The organism is Dysgonomonas gadei ATCC BAA-286 (assembly GCF_000213555.1).
GTDB lineage: Bacteria > Bacteroidota > Bacteroidia > Bacteroidales > Dysgonomonadaceae > Dysgonomonas > Dysgonomonas gadei.
The window spans coordinates 571,551-590,909 of the sequence record NZ_GL891980.1 but is presented as its reverse complement, the minus strand read 5'-3'; the positions used below and the strand labels follow the sequence as shown (position 1 = coordinate 590,909).

14 protein-coding genes and 1 tRNA gene are annotated in these 19,359 nt (G+C 40.4%); 4 read left to right on the top strand and 11 right to left on the bottom strand.

Annotated elements, in window-relative coordinates; all coding sequences use genetic code 11:
* Positions 1–213: 213 nt before the first annotated feature.
* Positions 214–285: transfer RNA gene (locus tag HMPREF9455_RS06450), tRNA-Arg, on the bottom strand.
* 335 nt (positions 286–620) lie between these two features.
* On the opposite strand from HMPREF9455_RS06450, the gene HMPREF9455_RS06445 reads away from it, so the two are divergent.
* The 4 genes from HMPREF9455_RS06445 to HMPREF9455_RS06430 are packed head-to-tail and all read left to right on the top strand — an operon-like array spanning position 621 to position 6,622.
* Positions 621–1,205 carry a DUF3109 family protein gene (locus HMPREF9455_RS06445; RefSeq protein WP_006798818.1) on the top strand — a complete coding sequence of 195 codons (585 nt, stop codon included), beginning with the start codon at positions 621–623 and terminating at the stop codon, positions 1,203–1,205.
* Between the two features lie 44 nt (positions 1,206–1,249).
* Entirely contained in the window at positions 1,250–1,771 is a 522-nt protein-coding gene (locus HMPREF9455_RS06440) for an NUDIX hydrolase (RefSeq protein ID WP_006798817.1), read from the top strand.
* Entirely contained in the window at positions 1,768–4,764 is a 2,997-nt protein-coding gene (locus tag HMPREF9455_RS06435; RefSeq protein WP_006798816.1) for a tetratricopeptide repeat protein, read from the top strand. The genes HMPREF9455_RS06440 and HMPREF9455_RS06435 overlap by 4 nt, the downstream gene beginning before the upstream one ends.
* 34 nt (positions 4,765–4,798) lie before the next feature.
* Positions 4,799–6,622 (top strand): TonB-dependent receptor, encoded by a 1,824-nt coding sequence (locus HMPREF9455_RS06430; RefSeq protein ID WP_006798815.1) that lies wholly within the window; start codon positions 4,799–4,801, stop codon positions 6,620–6,622.
* Between the two features lie 114 nt (positions 6,623–6,736).
* Here HMPREF9455_RS06430 and asnS read toward each other — a convergent pair whose 3' ends face one another.
* From asnS to HMPREF9455_RS06380, 10 genes are all read right to left on the bottom strand, one after another.
* Positions 6,737–8,134, bottom strand: coding sequence for an asparagine--tRNA ligase (gene asnS, locus HMPREF9455_RS06425; RefSeq protein ID WP_006798814.1), 1,398 nt, complete (start codon positions 8,132–8,134; stop codon positions 6,737–6,739).
* A 93-nt stretch (positions 8,135–8,227) separates the two neighbouring features.
* On the bottom strand, positions 8,228–9,562 hold the full coding sequence (locus tag HMPREF9455_RS06420) for a pseudouridine synthase (protein ID WP_006798813.1): 1,335 nt from the start codon (positions 9,560–9,562) through the stop codon (positions 8,228–8,230).
* Between the two features lie 63 nt (positions 9,563–9,625).
* Positions 9,626–10,969, bottom strand: coding sequence for an adenylosuccinate lyase (gene purB / locus HMPREF9455_RS06415; protein WP_006798812.1), 1,344 nt, complete (start codon positions 10,967–10,969; stop codon positions 9,626–9,628).
* A 282-nt stretch (positions 10,970–11,251) separates the two neighbouring features.
* Complete coding sequence (locus tag HMPREF9455_RS06410) at positions 11,252–12,352, bottom strand: DegT/DnrJ/EryC1/StrS family aminotransferase (protein WP_006798811.1); 1,101 nt, start codon at positions 12,350–12,352, stop codon at positions 11,252–11,254.
* Positions 12,353–12,578: 226 nt separating this feature from the next.
* Complete coding sequence (gene recN / locus HMPREF9455_RS06405; protein WP_006798810.1) at positions 12,579–14,237, bottom strand: DNA repair protein RecN; 1,659 nt, start codon at positions 14,235–14,237, stop codon at positions 12,579–12,581.
* A gap of 15 nt (positions 14,238–14,252) precedes the next feature.
* Positions 14,253–15,446, bottom strand: a complete 1,194-nt coding sequence (locus tag HMPREF9455_RS06400; protein WP_006798809.1) for a metallophosphoesterase — start codon at positions 15,444–15,446, stop codon at positions 14,253–14,255.
* Positions 15,443–16,585 carry a metallophosphoesterase gene (locus HMPREF9455_RS06395; protein ID WP_006798808.1) on the bottom strand — a complete coding sequence of 381 codons (1,143 nt, stop codon included), beginning with the start codon at positions 16,583–16,585 and terminating at the stop codon, positions 15,443–15,445. The genes HMPREF9455_RS06400 and HMPREF9455_RS06395 overlap by 4 nt, the downstream gene beginning before the upstream one ends.
* A 128-nt stretch (positions 16,586–16,713) precedes the next feature.
* On the bottom strand, positions 16,714–17,397 hold the full coding sequence (locus HMPREF9455_RS06390; RefSeq protein WP_006798807.1) for a zinc metallopeptidase: 684 nt from the start codon (positions 17,395–17,397) through the stop codon (positions 16,714–16,716).
* A 99-nt stretch (positions 17,398–17,496) separates the two neighbouring features.
* Complete coding sequence (locus HMPREF9455_RS06385; RefSeq protein ID WP_006798806.1) at positions 17,497–18,759, bottom strand: adenylosuccinate synthase; 1,263 nt, start codon at positions 18,757–18,759, stop codon at positions 17,497–17,499.
* Entirely contained in the window at positions 18,756–19,265 is a 510-nt protein-coding gene (locus tag HMPREF9455_RS06380; RefSeq protein WP_006798805.1) for a Fur family transcriptional regulator, read from the bottom strand. Before HMPREF9455_RS06380 ends, HMPREF9455_RS06385 begins: the two co-directional genes overlap by 4 nt.
* Between the last annotated feature and the right edge of the window lie 94 nt (positions 19,266–19,359).

Sequence of the window (19,359 nt, the reverse complement as noted above, 5' to 3'; positions counted from 1 at the left end):
ATGGAATGGCGAAAAAACTCATTTCATAGAGTTTGCTCTGTCCTTGAAGGTAATTCGGTTTGGTTTTGTATATAAGTTAGGCCTTATCAATACGTGAAGCTAAAAACTAAATAATAAAATAGAGGATGGATTAAATGTTTATCTCTCTTTATTATTAAAATAAAATCGACCGAATATCTGTTTGATAATCAGTCGATCTTTTGGTTTTATTTGTAGCACAGCCGGGAATCGAACCCGAATCTAAAGTTTAGGAAACTTCTATTCTATCCATTGAACTACTGCGCCAACATATTTGCTATTTGCAAATCAGATGCAAAAATAAGAGATTTTCCGACATATGGCAAATAGAATCTATAATTTCACGTTCTTAAAATGAAAACGTATTATGTGAAACCGTACTAATTGAAGATGGATTTAACTATAAAGCTTTATTAACAGGTGTGAATATATGGCAATTGGATACAAAAACGTATCTTTATACCCAAATATCAAATAATATCGACAGCGAAATACATAAGTAGAAACAAAGTTGATTAAAGCGTTGTCTCAATCTACTTACTAGCTATTTATAAACTTAACGGAATAGTAAATAGGTCTGTGACCTAAAAAATAAAAGATAAATGTTTCAAATAAATGATACGATAGTCGCATCGGATATAATAGAAGAGAATTTTTTATGCGACTTATCGGTATGTAAGGGAGAATGTTGCGTGGAAGGAGACTCTGGTGCTCCCCTCGAAGATGAAGAAGTAAAGATAATTGAAGACCTGTTGCCCCAGGTTTGGAATGATTTGTCTCCCGCAGCTCAGGAAGTAATCAAAAAACAAGGTGTAGCATATAAAGATACTGATGGCGATATGGTAACTTCCATCGTCAATGGGAAGGACTGTGTGTTTACTTATTATGACGAGAAAGGAATTTGTAAATGTGCCATAGAAAAAGCCCATCGCGAAGGACGGGTAGACTTTTACAAACCCATCTCCTGCCATCTATACCCTATCCGTTTAGATAAATACAGGGATTTTACGGCGGTGAATTATCATCGCTGGCGGGTATGTAAGGCTGCTGTCCTGCTTGGGAATAAAGAAGGTCTGAAGATCTACCAGTTTCTGAAAGAGCCTCTTATCCGGCGGTTCGGTGAAGACTGGTACAATGAACTTACTTTGGTTGCAGAAGAATATGAAAAGTCAGTTAACAAAATGTGATGGTGTAATTCTTAATTATTCATTCTTAATTCTTAATTAAAACAATGCATCCCCTTTCACAATTTAAATATTGCCCGAAATGCGGTTCAATCCGTTTTGTAGAAAATAACTTCAAGTCGAAGCGATGCGAAGATTGCGGTTTTATCTATTATTTCAACTCTTGTTCGTCTACTATTGCCATTATAATAAATGATGATAAAGAATTACTCGTCGCTACACGGGCGCATGAACCGGTTAAAGGCACGTTGGATCTGCCGGGTGGTTTTGTGGATATGGAGGAAACCGGCGAAGAGGCTGTGGCCCGTGAAGTGAAGGAAGAAACGGGCCTTGATGTGAAAACTGTAGACTATTTATTTTCCATACCCAATAGATATGTATATTCAGGTTTCGAAGTGCAAACATTAGATCTTGTATATAGATGCTTTGTGAAGAATACGGAAAATCTGAAAGCCGAGGACGATGTAGCTAAACTCGAATTTATAAAGATATCGGAATTGAACCCCGAATTGTTTGGGTTGTTATCAGTAAAAGAAGTAATAAAGGAAATACAAAAAATGAATATATGAAAAAACTACTAGTAGCTTTAGGTCTTGCATTAAGTATGCAATTTGCTTATGCGCAGAAATCCGTATATACGGAGTTGCCCGGCAGGCTCTTTACGCAAGGTAAGGAGATGTTTCTGGATAATAATTATGTAGGTTGTATTAATTCATTGGAGGAGTTCGTGAAGCAATCGCAAGATGCCAAACTTCTGCCTGAGGCCGAGTATATGATTGTCAGTTCCATGTACTATCAGGGAAAAGCCGGAGATGCAACGCTATTGAAAGATTATCTTGAAAAATACCCGTCTACATATCATCGCAATCAAATATGCTTTTTCATCGGATCTACTCATTTTGCCGAAAAGGAATGGCAAAAAGCATTGTACTGGCTTTCGCAGGCGGACATGGATTACCTGGATGTAAAAGAACAGGAAGACTATAGCTATAGAACTGCCTATGCCAACTTACAGGCCGGAAACAGGAATGAGGCAAAACGCCTGTTCGGATTACTTACCCGCAATAGTAGTAAATATGCCGAACCTGCTTCCTATTATCTGGCATACGCTAATTTTCAGGATGGAGAATACGAGCAGGCTATCCCGATTTTCCGTAAATTGAAAAACAAGGGAGAATATAAAGAAAGTGCTACTTTCTTTTTAGTGCAGACTTCATATTTGCAAGGTAATCTGAGCGAAACCGTTGCCGAAGGACGTGATTATATTGCGACTTATCCGGGTAGTACGAATACAGCAGAGGTATACCGTCTGTTAGGAAACAGTTATTACCGTCAGGGAGATGCCCGGAACTCGATAGTCAGTTATGAGAAATATCTGGAGAGTACAACCACTACATTCCGTGATGATATGTACCAACTGGCAGAAGCCTACTATCAGACAAATGCTCATGGCAATGCAATAAATGCATTGAAACGGGATGTGGCTTCAACGGATGACTTACTCGGACAAGCAGGGTATATGCTCTTGGGACAATCGTACCTGAAAGTAAATGATATGCCGAATGCTATAATGGCGTTCGATGCTGCTGCACGTACACGGTTTAATAAAACAATAAGTGAAGAAGCCTTATATAATTATGTAATGTTGATGAATCGTGGAGGAGGTTCGGCCTTCGGACAGGCTATAACGGCATCTCAACGCTTTCTTACGGAATATCCGTCATCGAAATATACAGATGAGGTGAATGAAGCATTGGCAAGCACGTTGCTGTCTACAAAGAACTACAACACGGCGCTTTCCGCAATCAATAGCATACAAACTCCGGGCAGGCAAATTTTGGATGCAAAACAATTGATCCTTTTCCAATTGGGTGTGCAGGAATCTATCGACGGACAATATGATGCTGCCGAGCGTGACCTGAACGCTGCCATCAATATGGGTAATTATAATGCCGAAGCACGGAACGAAGCTTACTTCTGGCGTGGCGATCTGGCTTATCGTAAAGGTAACTATCCTGCTGCTGCCCGTGATTATTCTTCTTATATCGCTCAGGCATCTACCAAGCAACAGAACTATCCGCTCGCTTTGTATAATCTGGCATATACTGATTTTCAGCAAAAGAATTACAGTAAGGCATTGACTAATTTCAAGAAATATATATCTGCGGAAACCAATCGCCAGTCGCCGAACTATCCGGATGCATTGAACCGTATAGGAGATTGCTACTTGTATAACCGTAACTTCTCTGATGCCGAAAGCTATTATTCGCAGGCAGTAAATGTAAATCCCGCAAATGCGGATTATTCTGAATTCCAGAAAGCATTTGTACTTGGTTTGCAGCGAAACTATAACGGAAAAGTTTCTGCTCTGAATAATATGATGACAAAATATCCTAATTCTCAGTATTATGACAATGCCTTATTCGAGAAAAGCCGTGCATTGGTGATGTTGAATAAGGAACCGGAAGCCATCTCTGTCCTTGAAAAGCTGCTGAAAGAATATTCTAAATCAAATCTGGCACAAAAAGCAGGAGTGCAATTGGGACAATTGTATTTCAATACAAACAACCCTCAGAAGTCGATAGCTGCATATAAGGAAGTTGTAAATAACTATCCTAATTCGGAGGAGGCGCGTACTGCTATACAAAGTATGGAAGGAGTATATAAAGATATAAATGATATCGGTTCTTACGCATCATATGTAAACTCTCAGGGTAAAGGTACTGTCTTATCAGCAAGCCGTCAAGACTCGTTAACTTATCTTGCCGCGGAAAATGTATATATGAAAGGTCGTAAAGACGAATCTAAGACTGCACTCAACAGATACCTGCAAACGTATCCTAATGGAGTATTTGCGAGTGATGCCCACTTCTATTTAGGTAGTATGGCATTCGAAGCTAAAGACTTTACTTCAGCATTGGGTAACTTTAAGGAAGTGATAAACAGTAATAATCCGAAATACATTGATGACGCATTGATATATGCTTCGGGGATCGAGTTTGACAGAAAAAATTATGAAGCGGCATACGGTGCATACGAACACCTGAACATGGTAGCCTCGAAGAGTGAAAATAAGGATGTAGCCCAACTGGGTATGCTGCGTTGTGCTTACTTGATGAAGAAAGATCAGGATGTTGTTGCTGCTGCCGATAAGTTATTACAGAATAAAGCATCAGGAAGTGTGGCTAACGAAGCCCGCTTTTACAGAGGTCAGTCATTGAAGAATCTGGGACAGTCCGAAAAAGCGATTGCAGACCTACAGGAAGTCGCAAAAGATACCCGCAGTGCGTTTGGTGCAGAATCCCAATACCTGTTGGCTGATATATATTATCAGGCCAAGTCGTATGATAAAGCAGAAAAGCAGATACAGTCTTTTATGAAAGAGGGTACTCCGCACGAATACTGGATGGCTCGTGCTATTGTAGTATTGTCGGACGTATATGCGGCTAAAGGAGATAAATTTCAGGCTCGTCAGTATCTGGAAAGTTTACAGGCAAACTATAAAGGTACAGAGACTGATCTGAAAGAGATGATTTCGTCCCGTCTGGCAGCTTTGAAATAATAAGAATATGTACAAAATTGAAAAACGAAGAACAATGAAAATATTATATAAATCTGTTTTTGTCATAGCATTAGGTATTGTAAGCCTGACTGCAACAGCCCAAAAAGATTCGACCCTGATCCGTCAGGTACTGCTCGAACGCGATTATAATCCGACACTGCAGGATGCATCGAAGGTAAATACACAACCTTCCATTTATTCTCCGGTAATAAAAGCAAAAGAACTGAAATTTGTAAGTACTGTGCCACAAATAACACTTACTAATAATAAATTGGGAAGTGCGGCTCCGAGTGATATAAACACTGGAGTGGATTATAGTAAGAAGCGCGGTTATCTGGTACTGGGAGCCGGGAATAATTCGAATCTGGAAGGGGCATTCGGATACAGGCTTGTGAATGGAGATAGAGACCGTTTAGATATATCCGCAACCCATAGCTCTACCAGTGCCAATGTAGACTATATAAATGCCGATCCGTATACGATGGATGAGGCGAAAGCGAAATATTCGGCAAGTAAAGTAAACCTGAAATATCAGCATATGTTTGATCCTTCGGTATTGTGGTTCGATGCATCGTTTTATAATACTTCATATAATTATTATGGTAACCCGTTTATAAGTGAATCTGCAGCTTTATCTCCTGCAGCATATCCGATAGATATGGATTCACGCCAGAATGTAGATGTATTTAGTATAGGAGCGGGGCTAAAATCCAGTGATAAGAATGAGGGGATATTGAAGTATAAAGGAGGTGTCCGTTATCAGAATTTTAAAAGTAAGTATGGTATTTATACGAACCAAGACGGCCCTAAGGGTGGTCAGTTAGATTTGGATGCGGACTTCTATACAGAATTAGGTTCAGACAGGAGTATCGGAGTAAAAGGTTTTATTATGAACCAGTCGTTCAGTAGCAAGAACGAAACCTTCGATAAGGATGCTTTCCATAGTTTTACCAACATTACGGCTACTCCATATATTAAGTTTCAGGGAGGTAACTGGGATGCTGACCTGGGTGTAAATGTCAGCGGAATGTTCGATACCAAGACTAAGGTATTGGTGAGCCCGAATGTAAAGGCGGCTATCCATATTAATGATGTGAACACATTCTACGGAGAGGTAACCGGAGGAGTAAATAATAATACCTATCTCGATGTTTTGCAAGAAAACAGGTATGTAAATCCTATTGCACGAGTAGAATATTCGAAGACTTTATTCGATGCCCGTCTAGGCTTTAGATCGGGAGTTGTCAGTGGTTTCGAATTCGATATATTTGCGGGATATAAAAAGACGGATAAAGACCATCTGTATTTGGCTCAATCATTATATAATCCATTATCTAGTACTTATTTTCCTGATGCACTCACGTGGGGCAATGTAGGAACGCCTTTATATGCCAATATAGGTACAGGGCATGTGGGTGGATTGCTGAAGACAAAACTCATTCCTTATACCGATTTATCCGCTAAAATTACCGCTTATTTTTACGATGTCAAGTATGCAAACGGAAATGTGACATTGATAGATAAGGACTTATATTCGGAAAAGAAAGCATGGGGACGTCCGACATTTACAGCTGAACTGAATGCTGACATTAAACCGATTGATAAGCTGACATTCTCTTTGAACTATGTATATGCCGGTGGCCGCAAAACAGTATATAGCAACTATATGATACCGGTACAGGAAGTCATAAAAATGAAGGATATCAACGAACTTAATTTCAGGGGTGAGTATCAGGTGACAGATTGGTTGTCTGTAAATGCAAGAGTAAATAATCTTTTGTTCCAGAAATATGAATTGCAGTATGGTTATGCACTGCAAGGATTTAATGTTTTGGGAGGATTGAGCTTCAAGTTTTAACGAGACAGCATTCATTCCCCATTAGACAACATTGATAATAAATATGAATCTTTATAACAGAAGAGCCGCAAGATTAATCTTGCGGCTCTTCATTATTTCATGTTCTGAATATTATCAGAACTCAGCATTATTTGGTGTCCGTGGAAAAGGAATCACATCACGAATATTAGCCATACCTGTAATAAACAGGATTAGGCGTTCAAATCCTAAACCGAATCCTGCATGAGGAGCTGTTCCGAATTTACGGGTTTCCATATACCACCAAATTGGGTCTGTATTCATATTCAGTTCCTTAGTCCGGTTTACCAGCTTGTCATAATCAGCTTCACGTTCCGATCCTCCGATGATTTCACCAATCTTAGGGAATAGTACATCCATACCGCGCACAGTCTTACCGTCTTCATTCTGCTTCATGTAGAATGATTTAATTTCCTTCGGATAATCAGTCAGTATGACAGGGCGTTTGAAATGCTTTTCTACCAGATAGCGTTCGTGCTCCGATTGGAGGTCTGCACCCCAATATACCGGGAACTCAAATTTGTGTCCGCTCTTCTCCAGTATTTGCACACCTTCTGTATAAGTGAGACGGACGAAATCATTAGCAATAACAAAGTTCAGACGTTCTATAAGTTCTTTGTCAAACATTTCATTAAGGAAAGCAATATCATCCTTGCAATGCTCAAGCGCATAGCGAATCAGATACTTCAGGAAGTCTTCCGCTAAATCCATATTGTCATGGATGTCATAGAATGCAACTTCGGGCTCTATCATCCAAAACTCAGCCAAATGGCGGGGTGTATTCGAATTTTCGGCACGGAATGTAGGGCCAAATGTATAAATAGCGCCCAGAGCCATCGCTCCAAGTTCACCTTCGAGCTGTCCGGATACAGTCAGGTTTGTCTGGCGACCAAAAAAATCTTCTGTATAATCAACTTGTCCGCCTTCTGCGCGGGGAACATTATTAAAATCTAATGTGGTTACCTGAAACATCGAGCCTGCGCCTTCAGCGTCTGAAGCTGTTACAATTGGCGTATGGAAATAGAAGAATCCCTTATCGTTGAAATACTTGTGTATAGCATAAGACATATGGTGACGAATACGGAATATTGCTCCAAATGTGTTTGTGCGTGGACGCAGATATGCTATCTCACGTAAAAACTCGAGAGAATGTCCTTTTTTCTGCAAAGGATATGTTTCAGGGTCAGCGGTTCCGTACACTTCAATTGTGTCGGCTTGTATTTCTGCGCTTTGTCCTTTCCCTTGCGATTCTACCAATGTACCTGTGACATGGATACAAGCTCCGGTCGTTACAGGTTTGAAAAAGTCATCTCCAAACTTCTGTACATCAGCTACAATCTGCAGATTATGGATTGTCGATCCATCATTAAGGTGGATAAAGTTTACATATTTATTACCACGGATGGTACGTACCCAACCTTTTACATCAACTACTGACCCAAACTGAGGGTCTTTAAACAAATCTACAATCTTTGTTCTGCGAATACTCTCCATTTTTATACAAGTTACTAGCTACGAGTCACAAATTATGATACGGAGTCATTGATAGTGTATTCCATTCATAATTTATGACTCATAATTTATAATTTATTCAAATGCTCCCATACGAAGCATGTTCACTTCTTTTTCTGACAGGTAGCGCCATTTTCCACGAAGTACATTCTTTTTGGTAAGACCCGCAAAATATACACGGTCCAGTTTCATTACCTGATAACCAAGCTTCTCGAATATACGACGTACAATACGATTGCGGCCCGAGTGTATTTCAATACCTACGACGTTCAGTACATCTTCTGCCTGATATGCGATTGAATCGGCATGTATTTCACCATCATCAAGTTCTACTCCATCGGCAATAGCCTGCATGTCTTCAATAGCCACATCGCGGTCGAGTGTTACCTGATAGATTTTTTTCTTCTTAAATTTCGGATGCATCAGTTTAGAGGCTAAGTCTCCGTCATTGGTAAGCAAGAGTACACCTGTTGTGTTTCTGTCCAGACGACCAACCGGATAGATACGTTCCGGACAAGCGTTTTTTACCAGGTCCATAACTGTCAGACGGTTTTGAGGGTCATCCGATGTTGTTACACAATTTTTCGGTTTGTTCAGAAGAACATATACTTTGCTTTCGAGACGTACCGGCTTATCCTGGAATGTTACAAGGTCACCACGGGTAACTTTAGCTCCCAGTTGATCCACAACCTCACCGTTAACCTTCACTACACCTGATGTAATATAAGCATCAGCTTCGCGACGGGAACAAACTCCGGCATTAGCAAGATATTTATTTAGTCGTAGAGGAGTATTCGGGTCTATATTTTCCTTGTACTTAACTGGCTTTACCAATTTCTTTACTCCACCGAAAGAAGGGCTGTAGCCACCACCGGCTCCACCTCTGTTGTCGCGATTTCCGGCCGGACGACGGTCGTAGCCTCCTCCACCTCTGTTGTCGCGGTTACCATAAGATGAACGGTTGTCTCCGCCTGAATAACCTCCTCTGTTATTAGAGTAGCCACCTCCTCCGCTTCTGTTACCGGAATAGTTACCTCCACCTCTGTTTCCAGAATAGTTGCCTCCACCCCTGTTGTCGGAATATCCACCTCTGTCTCCGGACTGGCGGTTCTGATTTCCATACGAACTATTTCCGTATGAACGGCGTTCTCCGCCTTCATTCCTATCATAAGAAGGCCTGGATGGTCTTTCTGAGTTATAAGAGCTACCTTGGCGATCTTGTCTGTCGCCACCGGTTTTATAAGGATTCCGATCCCTGGAGTCGCGGTCAGTATTCACATCATAAGCTTGTTTGCGAAGATCACCTACACGCGCACGTTTCTTTTTTACAGGTTCTGACCCGTTTTCATTGTTTTCTGATGATGAGTAGCCCTCCCGGCTTTCTCTATCATTTCCATTGTCTGTCACCATTTTTTCCTTTTTGTTTAAATAATATACAAATACTTCTTTTATAACCTCACGGTTAAGTTCATTTTATACACCTGTGTAAGAATGCGGTGTAATTTTTCTCAGTTCATTTTTCACGGTTTCACTTATATTCAGTCCCTCAATAAATTCGGCGATAGATTCTGCCGTAATTGTATTGTTGGTTCTGGTAAGAGCCTTCAGTGCTTCGTAGGGTTTTGGGTATCCCTCCCGGCGTAATATTGTTTGAATTCCTTCAGCGACAACAGCCCAACAGTTTTCCAAATCGTTATATAAGGCATCTTTATTTAATAACAATTTATCCAAACCTTTTTGTGTACTCTGTATAGCTATTACAATATGTCCTATAGGCACACCTACATTGCGCAAGACTGTAGAATCAGTCAGGTCGCGTTGCAGGCGGGATACGGGTAGCTTAGAAGACAAATGCTCTAATATAGCATTTGCAATTCCCAGATTTCCTTCCGCATTTTCAAAATCTATCGGGTTTACCTTATGCGGCATAGCCGATGAACCTATTTCACCTTCTTTAATTTTTTGTTTGAAATATTCCATCGAGATATATTGCCAGAAATCCCTGTTCAAGTCGATCATGATAGTGTCGATTCGTTTCAGAGCATCGAAGACTGCGGCCAGATTGTCATAGTTGGATATTTGTGTTGTCCATTCTTCTCTGACAAGTCCCAGTTTTTCTGATACGAATTTATTTCCGAATGCTTTCCAGTCGTATGACGGGTAAGCTACATTATGTGCGTTGTAATTTCCTGTTGCTCCACCGAATTTAGCAGATAAAGGAATACTTTTTAGTAGTTGTAGTTGGCCTTCGAGCCTACTCGCAAATACCATTATCTCTTTTCCCAAACGGGTAGGAGAGGCCGGCTGTCCATGAGTTTTTGCCAGCATGGCTATATCAGCCCATTCGTTCGCCTGATTTTTTAATTTGGCGATAAGACCCTCAAGCATCGGATAATAAACATCATTCAATGCATCTTTTATCGAAAGCGGGATAGAGGTATTGTTTATATCCTGTGATGTAAGGCCAAAGTGTATAAATTCTTTGTATTGCTGTAAACCTAATTTATCAAATTCTTCTTTGATGAAATATTCGACAGCTTTTACATCATGGTTGGTAATTTTCTCAGTATCCTTGATGCGTGTCGCATCACTTTCTGAAAAACCGGTTACGATATCTTTCAGTTTTCCAAAAACAGCCTTATCTATATTTTCCAGTTGAGGGAGAGGTAATTCACATAGTGCGATAAAATACTCTATCTCTACTAATACACGATATTTAATCAATGCATATTCTGAAAAATAATTAGCTAGTTCTTCTGTTTTATTACGATAACGTCCATCTATCGGTGAAATGGAAGTTAGGGGTGTTAATGTCATTACGTTGCCAGAAATTTTGTGTTTTTAATCAACTTAGAAATTTATTTTCGATATCACTATTTACTTATAATTATTATACAAATATATAACAAATATATATGTGCAAGTGTTTTTACAAAAGGAAAATATTCATTTTTTTATCTTTTTTAAATAGTTTCTTGTTCCCCATAGGGAACCCTTGTTAAAAATCAAGATATTTAGTGATTTCTTGCACTAAATCAGAGGAGAAAAAATCTTGGAACAGGTTTTTTGAAAAAAAAACGAATATCTCTTTCATCCCCTTTAATAATTGTTCAGAGCCTCTACTATCCGGTGCAGTTCGTCATTCGTCAATGATGCATATAGCGGCAGGCTTAATACTTCATTTTGCAGTTGTTCTGCTACAGGCAGATTTAAACCTGCCTGTCCGGAATACGCAGGCTGTTGATGTATTGCTATGGGATAATGTATCTGAGTCTGGATGCCTTTATTGTATAAGTATAGCTGAAGCCGTTCGCGATCGTTTGTCCGGATTATATATAAATGAAAAACGTGGCTTAAGGTATCTTTATTGTTCGGTAATATAATATTTACATTCTTTATATTTGCAGAGTAATAGGCTGCGATCTCTTTCCGCCTTTGGTTATCTATATCCAGATATTTTAGCTTTACGCATAATATTGCAGCCTGTATCTCATCGAGGCGCGAATTTAGTCCCTTATATTCATGCATATATTTTTTGTCGGAGCCATAATTGGATAGGCTGCGGACGATCCGGGCCAGTTCTTCATCGTCAGTTGTTACAGCCCCTGCATCACCCAAAGCGCCAAGGTTCTTCACCGGATAAAAACTGAATGCTGCTGCATCTGCTAAGCTTCCTGCCTTTTTGCCATTGTATACCGCACCGTGTGCCTGCGCAGCATCTTCTATCAGTTTCAGGTTGTGCTGTATTGCGATTTGTTTCAATTCAGCCATCGCTGCAATTTGCCCGTATAGATGGACTGCTATAATTGCCTTTGTTCTGGATGTAATCTTTTCTATTACAGATTCGGGAGCAATATTGTAAGTCGCGATGTCGTAGTCGGCAAAAACCGGTATGAGTCCACACTGAGATATAGCCAAAGCCGTTGCAATGAATGTGTTGGCGGGGATAATTACTTCGTCCCCTTCCTGCATTACGCCTTGCTCCATATAAGCCATTAGTATCAGGCGGATAGCATCAAGTCCATTGCCTACACCTATACAGTGCTTTACTTTGCAATAGGAGGCAAACTCTTTTTCAAAAATGGATTTTTCCTCTCCCAGGATATACCATCCTGAGTCTATCACACGCGATACAGCTTCTCGTATTCCGGATGCGTAGCGCTCGTTTTCCCGTTTTAGGTTGAGAAAAGGAATTTCCATATAGAAACTAATTAAGAATGAAAAATTAATAATTATCTTGTCTTGCTGAGCAGAGCGAAGCATCTCCTCAGGGAACAGTCATCAGTTAAGAAATTTTATCTCGTATCTTGTTTACTTGTATCTCATTTAACTTTTAACTTACTACTTGTTAAAAGGTAACAAAAGTAACACTGTTTTCGCTTATCTTTTACTCTCTCTGTAAGTTCCCCTTGGGGGATTTAGAGGGCTAAAACCCCAACATTACCTTAGCATTTTGTATTGCCGCATCCGTAACAGTGGAACCACTCAACATCCGCGCTATTTCTTCCAGCCTTTCTGCATTATCCAACCTGTCGAGATGGGTCGTGGTAGATAGTTCATTATCCGATTTATATACCTTATAATGCGTCTTACCTTTGGCTGCTATCTGCGGCAAATGGCTGATCGCAATCACTTGCATCTTTCTTCCAAAGTCGAGCATGATCTGTCCCATTTTATCGGCTATTTCGCCTGATACGCCTGTGTCTATCTCATCGAATATGATAGTCGGCAGGGCTGTTGCACCTGCAATCATCGACTTGAGGCAAAGCATCAGGCGTGATATTTCACCACCCGAAGCTACATCGGCAACCGGTTGTAGTGGCGCATTTTTATTTGCTGAGAACAGAAATAGTATTCTGTCTGTTCCGTATATGTTAGGATGTTCTTCGGCAGTAATCTCGCATTTGAACCTGATATTCGGCATGCCCAGATTCGCGACCTTTTCTACCAATCCTTTTTCCAGTTCTGGTGTGATTGCCTTACGATGGTCGCTCAACTTTTTGGCGAGGGTGAGCATTTTATCATATTTTTCAGAAACTTCTTTCTCCAAAGTTTCAACCTGCTGGTCCGATGATTCTATTTTTTCCAGTTTCTGCGCCAGTTCTTCATATAATTCCAGTAAGCCCGAAACTAAAGATACATGATGTTTCTTTTGCAATGAATAAATCAAATCGAGCCGCGATTCGATGTAAGCCAGTCGTTCAGGATTGAATTCTACATCGTTAGCCGACCGTTCCAACTCGGAAGACAGATCTTTGAGGTCTAAATAAGAAGTCTCCAAACGTTGGCAAATTTCGTCCGCTTTCGGATATACTTTAGCCAGCGGGTGTGATGTATTCAGGCTTTCTTTCAAAGCTGCAACAATGCCTCTTTCGTCTTCCGACAGCAATGTATGTATCTTGTACAACGCCGATTTTATATCCTCGGCATGGTTTAGGGTCTCCTGTTCGGCTTCCAGTTCTTCCTGTTCTCCTTGTGTGAGGGCAGCTTCGTGTAGTGCCTGATATTGGAAGCGGAGGTAATCTTCTTCCTCTTTACTCTTTCTGATAGTATCTCGTAGTTCTGCCAGAGCCTTTTCAGTCTGCTTATATTGATGAAAAGCCTGCTGGTATTCTTTCAATAAGGCTTTATTACCTGCTAATGCGTCCACTACCTGCATCTGAAAACGGCTATCCGATAATAACAGGTTCTGATGCTGTGAATGTATATCTATCAGTTGGCTACCCAGCTCTTTCAGATCGTTCAACCCTACAGGTGAATCGTTTATGAAAGCACGTGATTTTCCTGTGGAGAGTATTTCCCGGCGCAGTATATAACTGTGCGGGTCGTATTCGATACCTTTCTCCTCGCAAAAGTCTTTAAGATCATAGGCCGATACATCGAAAGCTCCTTCGATAATACATTTGCTTTCGCCTTGTTTGATGGCTTTTATATCGGCTCTCTGCCCGAGGATAAGCGATAAGGCTCCCAGTATGATTGATTTTCCTGCACCCGTCTCTCCCGTAATGACAGAAAAGCCTGATTCGAAATCTATTTCGAGACTGTCAATCAGGGCATAATTTTTAATATAAAGCGATTTTAGCATGGCTAAAGATAGTTATCATTTATCAAATTTCACATTCAAAACTACAATCTCTGATATAGTGCCTATACGGAACTGAGGCCCTGCAAGGCCTAGCCCTGATGATACATAAATATGTGTATTGTCTTTTTTCTTATATCCGTATGGTATTTCGTACATCGACCTGTATTTCAGGTGTTCAGGTATAGTCCCGGTGTTATATATCGCCGAAGATATGGACATTATCGTGTTTACCGGAAAGAACTGTCCGTTATGTGTATGCCCGAATACAGCTATATCCGCTCCGGCATCGGATTCTTCATACAAACGGTGGGGTTCGTGGTTCATAACAATGATCGGCAAATCTTTGTTTACACCCTGCATGAGTTCGGGTAATTCTTTTCTGGTTGTGCACTTATCGTCTTCGCGGCCCACCAGATAGAACGAATCGGCAATCAGTATTGTTGTATCGCGTAATACTGTAAGTCCTGCGTATTTACTCAACCAAAGTATTTTTTCGTCTTTTTCCTCACCCAAGTCGATATATTCATGGTTCCCCGTTGAAGCATAAACGCCATATGGGGCTTTCAGCCGCAGAAACTCGGTCTCCATCCGTTGTTCGTACAGCGATTTCACATCATAGTCTATGATATCGCCTACCAGCAGGATAATGTCCGGTTTCTGCTCCATAATCTTATCCACATACATGGATACGATATTTTTATCGATGAGATATCCGGCATGTATATCTGTGGCAACTACGATGCGGAGCTCTTTTATATTTGGTGAATGTTTATCGACAGGCAGGTTCATTTCTGTTACGACCGGATTGTGGAAACGATAGTTGCCATAACCCATCACACTGCAAACCAATAGGAGAGAGGCACAAAAGTAAATCAGCCGGGGCTTTTTCGCTTTCAGGTCTATTGCGAATATTTTTTTCTTACGATTGATATACTTTACCAAGTCGTATAGTAGCAGTAAAATGGTCATATATATAGTGAAAAGCATCCAGGTAGTCCCTACCCATGCAAAACTATGAAGGGCATCGAAAGGCAACAAACCTGTTCCGGAGGTAAAGAATCCCATGAAATAAATTGCCAGTTCAGCAATATAGATAGATGCATAAGGAATTTTGATGTATTTCTTATCAGGCAATCCTTGCCAGCCACGCCAATAGATATAGGCGCTGAGAAATATCTGAACAATAATTGCATTAAAAAATACTCTCATTCCTTTGTTTTTAAATCGATGACCACATATTCCGATTGTGTTCCGATGCGGAATTTACCGCCCCAGATACCGATACCCGAGCTTATATATATGTTGGCATTCCCTTTTTTTACAAAGCCGTGGTCTTTTTCGTATATTGCATTCGTAATAGCAGAGATAGGCCAGACTTGTCCCTGATGTGTATGCCCGGATATTTGCAAATCGATGCCGTATGCTTCAGCTTCTTCGAGATGGTAAGGCTGATGGTCGAGCAGGATAAGGGGCTTTGACTTGTCGAGGCTGTCTACTAATACGTTCAATGGTTTGCGCCATTCGTTCGACCTGTCGTCGCGCCCGATGACGTAAAAACTGTTGTTAACCAATTCGGCCGTGTCGCGTAAGAGATGGATACCTGCTTTCTCATAAAAGTCGAGACTGTTTTTGAGACCGCTGATAAATTCATGATTTCCCAGACAGGCATAAACCCCCATAGGAGCTTTTATTTTATGAAAGCTTTCGGCAAAGTTGCCTTCGTTCAGAGGGCGTACACTATTATCTATAATATCTCCGGCAATGAGAACAATATCCGGATTTTCAGCATTTATTGTATTTACCCATCCCTCAAATTCCTTTTTTCCTATGCCATAACCCAGGTGCAAGTCACTAATGGCTACTATCCGCAAGGGTTTAACAGATGTAGAATCTCCCAGGGTTTTATATATCTGTACAGGCAGTTCTACACGGACTTTCCATTGATATTTCAGGTATCCGCAAATCATCAGTAGGGTAATAAAACCTACCATAAAGCCCAGCCCTACCCAATTTTCTTTTGTATAGCGGGTAATCGCATCGCTCGGCATAAAATGAAATAGCTGATTGGTAAGCCCGAATAAATCTTTTACCAGCATTACGATAAGAAAATACAGGAGGATGAAAAACCAGGCGGTGCCTACTTTGTATAAAAAAGATGTCATCCATACAGGCAATACATCCCCGGCAAGAAAAGATATAAAAAAGGATGAAACGGCTACGACAGCAAACGAAACGAGAGTTACCCGTCCGATGGTATTCGGAGGCATAGCTATCCAGATATGATGGAAGACATAGAAATTTGCTAAGAGGTATATGATGAAGATTATTATGAACATGATCGGTTTCATTCAGACTTTATAGAATAGTTTTGAAATGTACAAAGATATATAATCCTGTTTATTACGGAATATTTATGATAAAAAAAGAGTAGCCGGAAAAGACCACTCTTTTGTAATTTATATACTGTTTCCTTCAGTTAATTACGTCTGCCTCCAAGGGCTATCATAATATAATAAAGTAATGTAGCCAAAGAACCTATTGCGGCAACAACATATGTATAAGCAGCCCATTTCAAAGCATCTTTAGCCATGTCATGGTTATTCATATTAGTTACGCCGGCAGTATTGAGCCATGCTAAAGCTCTCTGACTGGCATTGATCTCTACAGGTAATGTAACAAAACTGAATATGGTAGTCAGGGCAAAAAGACCAATGCCTATCCAGATAAGAGTAGGGAATGTCTGTATGAAAATGATTCCGGCTAGAATAATCCATGTCACCCATGATGAAGCGAAACTGACAACAGGTACAAGAGCCGAGCGCATTTTCAACGGACCATAGGCATGTGCATGCTGTACAGCGTGCCCGCATTCGTGAGCGGCTACCGCGGCGGCAGCTACACTATTGCTGGCATAAACCCCTTCACTCAGGTTTACAGTCTTATTGGCAGGGTTATAGTGGTCGGTAAGCATTCCTTGAGTGGAAACGACTTTTACATCATATATGCCGTTGTCGTGAAGCATCTTTTCAGCTACGTCCCGTCCGGTCATCCCGTTGGTCAAAGGGATTTTAGAATATTTATTAAATTTACTTTTCAGCATTTGCGAAACAGCAAAACTTGCGACCCCAACCAGTATCAATATAATCCAACCTATATACATATTTATATCTTTTTGTGAATATTCTTTTTATGATATATGAAACAAAAAATGTGCCAATAATGTTTGTTGGCACATTCTATATTCTTAAAAAGGGTTTAATTACCTTATTATAGTCTGTTCCCTGTCAGGTCCTAACGAAACTATCTTGATTGGAACCTGCAATTCTTTTTCCAAAAATGAGATATAATGCTTGAACTCGGCCGGAAATTCATCTTCCTTTTGCATTTTAGTCATATCTGTTTGCCATCCTTTCATATCCACATAGATCGGCTTGATTCTCTCGTCTACTTCAAAAGGGAAATCCGTAACTTTCTTTCCGTTTATTTCGTAGCCGATACATGCTCTGATAGTCTCGAATGTGTCCAGAACATCACTTTTCATCATTATCAGTTGGGTAACACCATCTATCATAATGGCATAGCGCAAAGCTACCAGGTCTATCCATCCGCAACGGCGTGGACGTCCTGTTACAGAACCGAACTCAAATCCGAATTCACGGAGTTTATCTCCTGTTGCATCGAATAATTCGGTTGGGAACGGGCCACTGCCCACACGGGTACAATATGCCTTGAATATACCGTACACTTCACCTACCGACTGCGGTGCTATGCCCAGCCCGGTACATGCTCCTGCTGATATGGTATTGGACGATGTAACAAAAGGGTATGACCCGAAATCTATATCGAGCATTGTGCCTTGTGCACCTTCGGCCAGTATTTTCTTTCCTTGTTTTACTGCGTTGTTGATATAATGTTCACTGTCAATGAACGTAAATTCTTTTAATTTAGCTACACCGGCAAACCAATCTTTTTCTATCTCAGCCAGTGCGCTGATATCGTGTCCGTATTGCTGTAATATTCTCAAGTGTTTAGATTTCGCAGCGTTATATTTTTCTTCAAAATTGTGGAGTATATCGCCTACACGCAGGCCATTTCGACTGATTTTATCCGTATATGTAGGTCCGATGCCTTTGCCGGTAGTACCTATTTTGGAATCTCCCTTGGCTGCCTCATAGCAGGCATCCAGTAATCGGTGGGTCGGTAATATAAGGTGTGCTTTCTTGGAGATAAGAAGGCGTTTTGTTAAATCATGGCCGGATGATTCCAGTGATTCAATTTCTCCTTTGAACAAGGCCGGATCAAGTACAACACCATTTCCTATGATATTGATTTTGTTTCCCTGGAAAATACCTGAAGGTACAGAACGAAGGACATATTTCTTTCCTTCGAATTCCAGTGTGTGCCCTGCATTTGGCCCACCCTGAAACCGGGCTACAATTTCATAGTCGGGTGTGAGTACATCCACTATCTTACCTTTTCCTTCGTCGCCCCATTGCAAACCTAGCAATACATCTACTTTCATTTCTTTTTAATACGTGTATTTTTATTTTCTGTTAGTTTATTCTTTTTTTCTTCTGTTTTTTTTGCCCGCATACATTTATTGCATATGCCATATATATACATGCTATAATAGCTGATCTTGAATCGTTGCAGTTTTTTTTGCTGAGTGGGAGTAAAGAGATTTCCGTTTTTATGTTCTTTTACTTCCCCGCAATTCAGGCAAATCAGATGGTCATGATTCTCATTGCCATAGGCCCGTTCGTACTGAGATACATTAGCTCCAAACTGATGTTTTACGACCAGACCGCAGTCCAACAGCAATTCGATAGTGTTATATAATGTAGCACGGCTGACTCTGAAGCTGGATTGCTTCATGGCATTATACAAAGAATCCATGTCAAAATGTCCTTTCGTAGAATAGATATGCTCAAGTATGGCATATCTTTCCGGGGTTTTACGATGTTTATGCAGACCGAGATAGTCCGTGAACTCGCTTTTGACTTGTTCCTTTACTTTTGAATTATCCATTTATCGAAAAATCTGATATGAACAAAAATACATCTTTTTAATAGAATATCAGGCAGTATGAGGAAGAAAAAGTTATTAACTATTTAGAATTTGT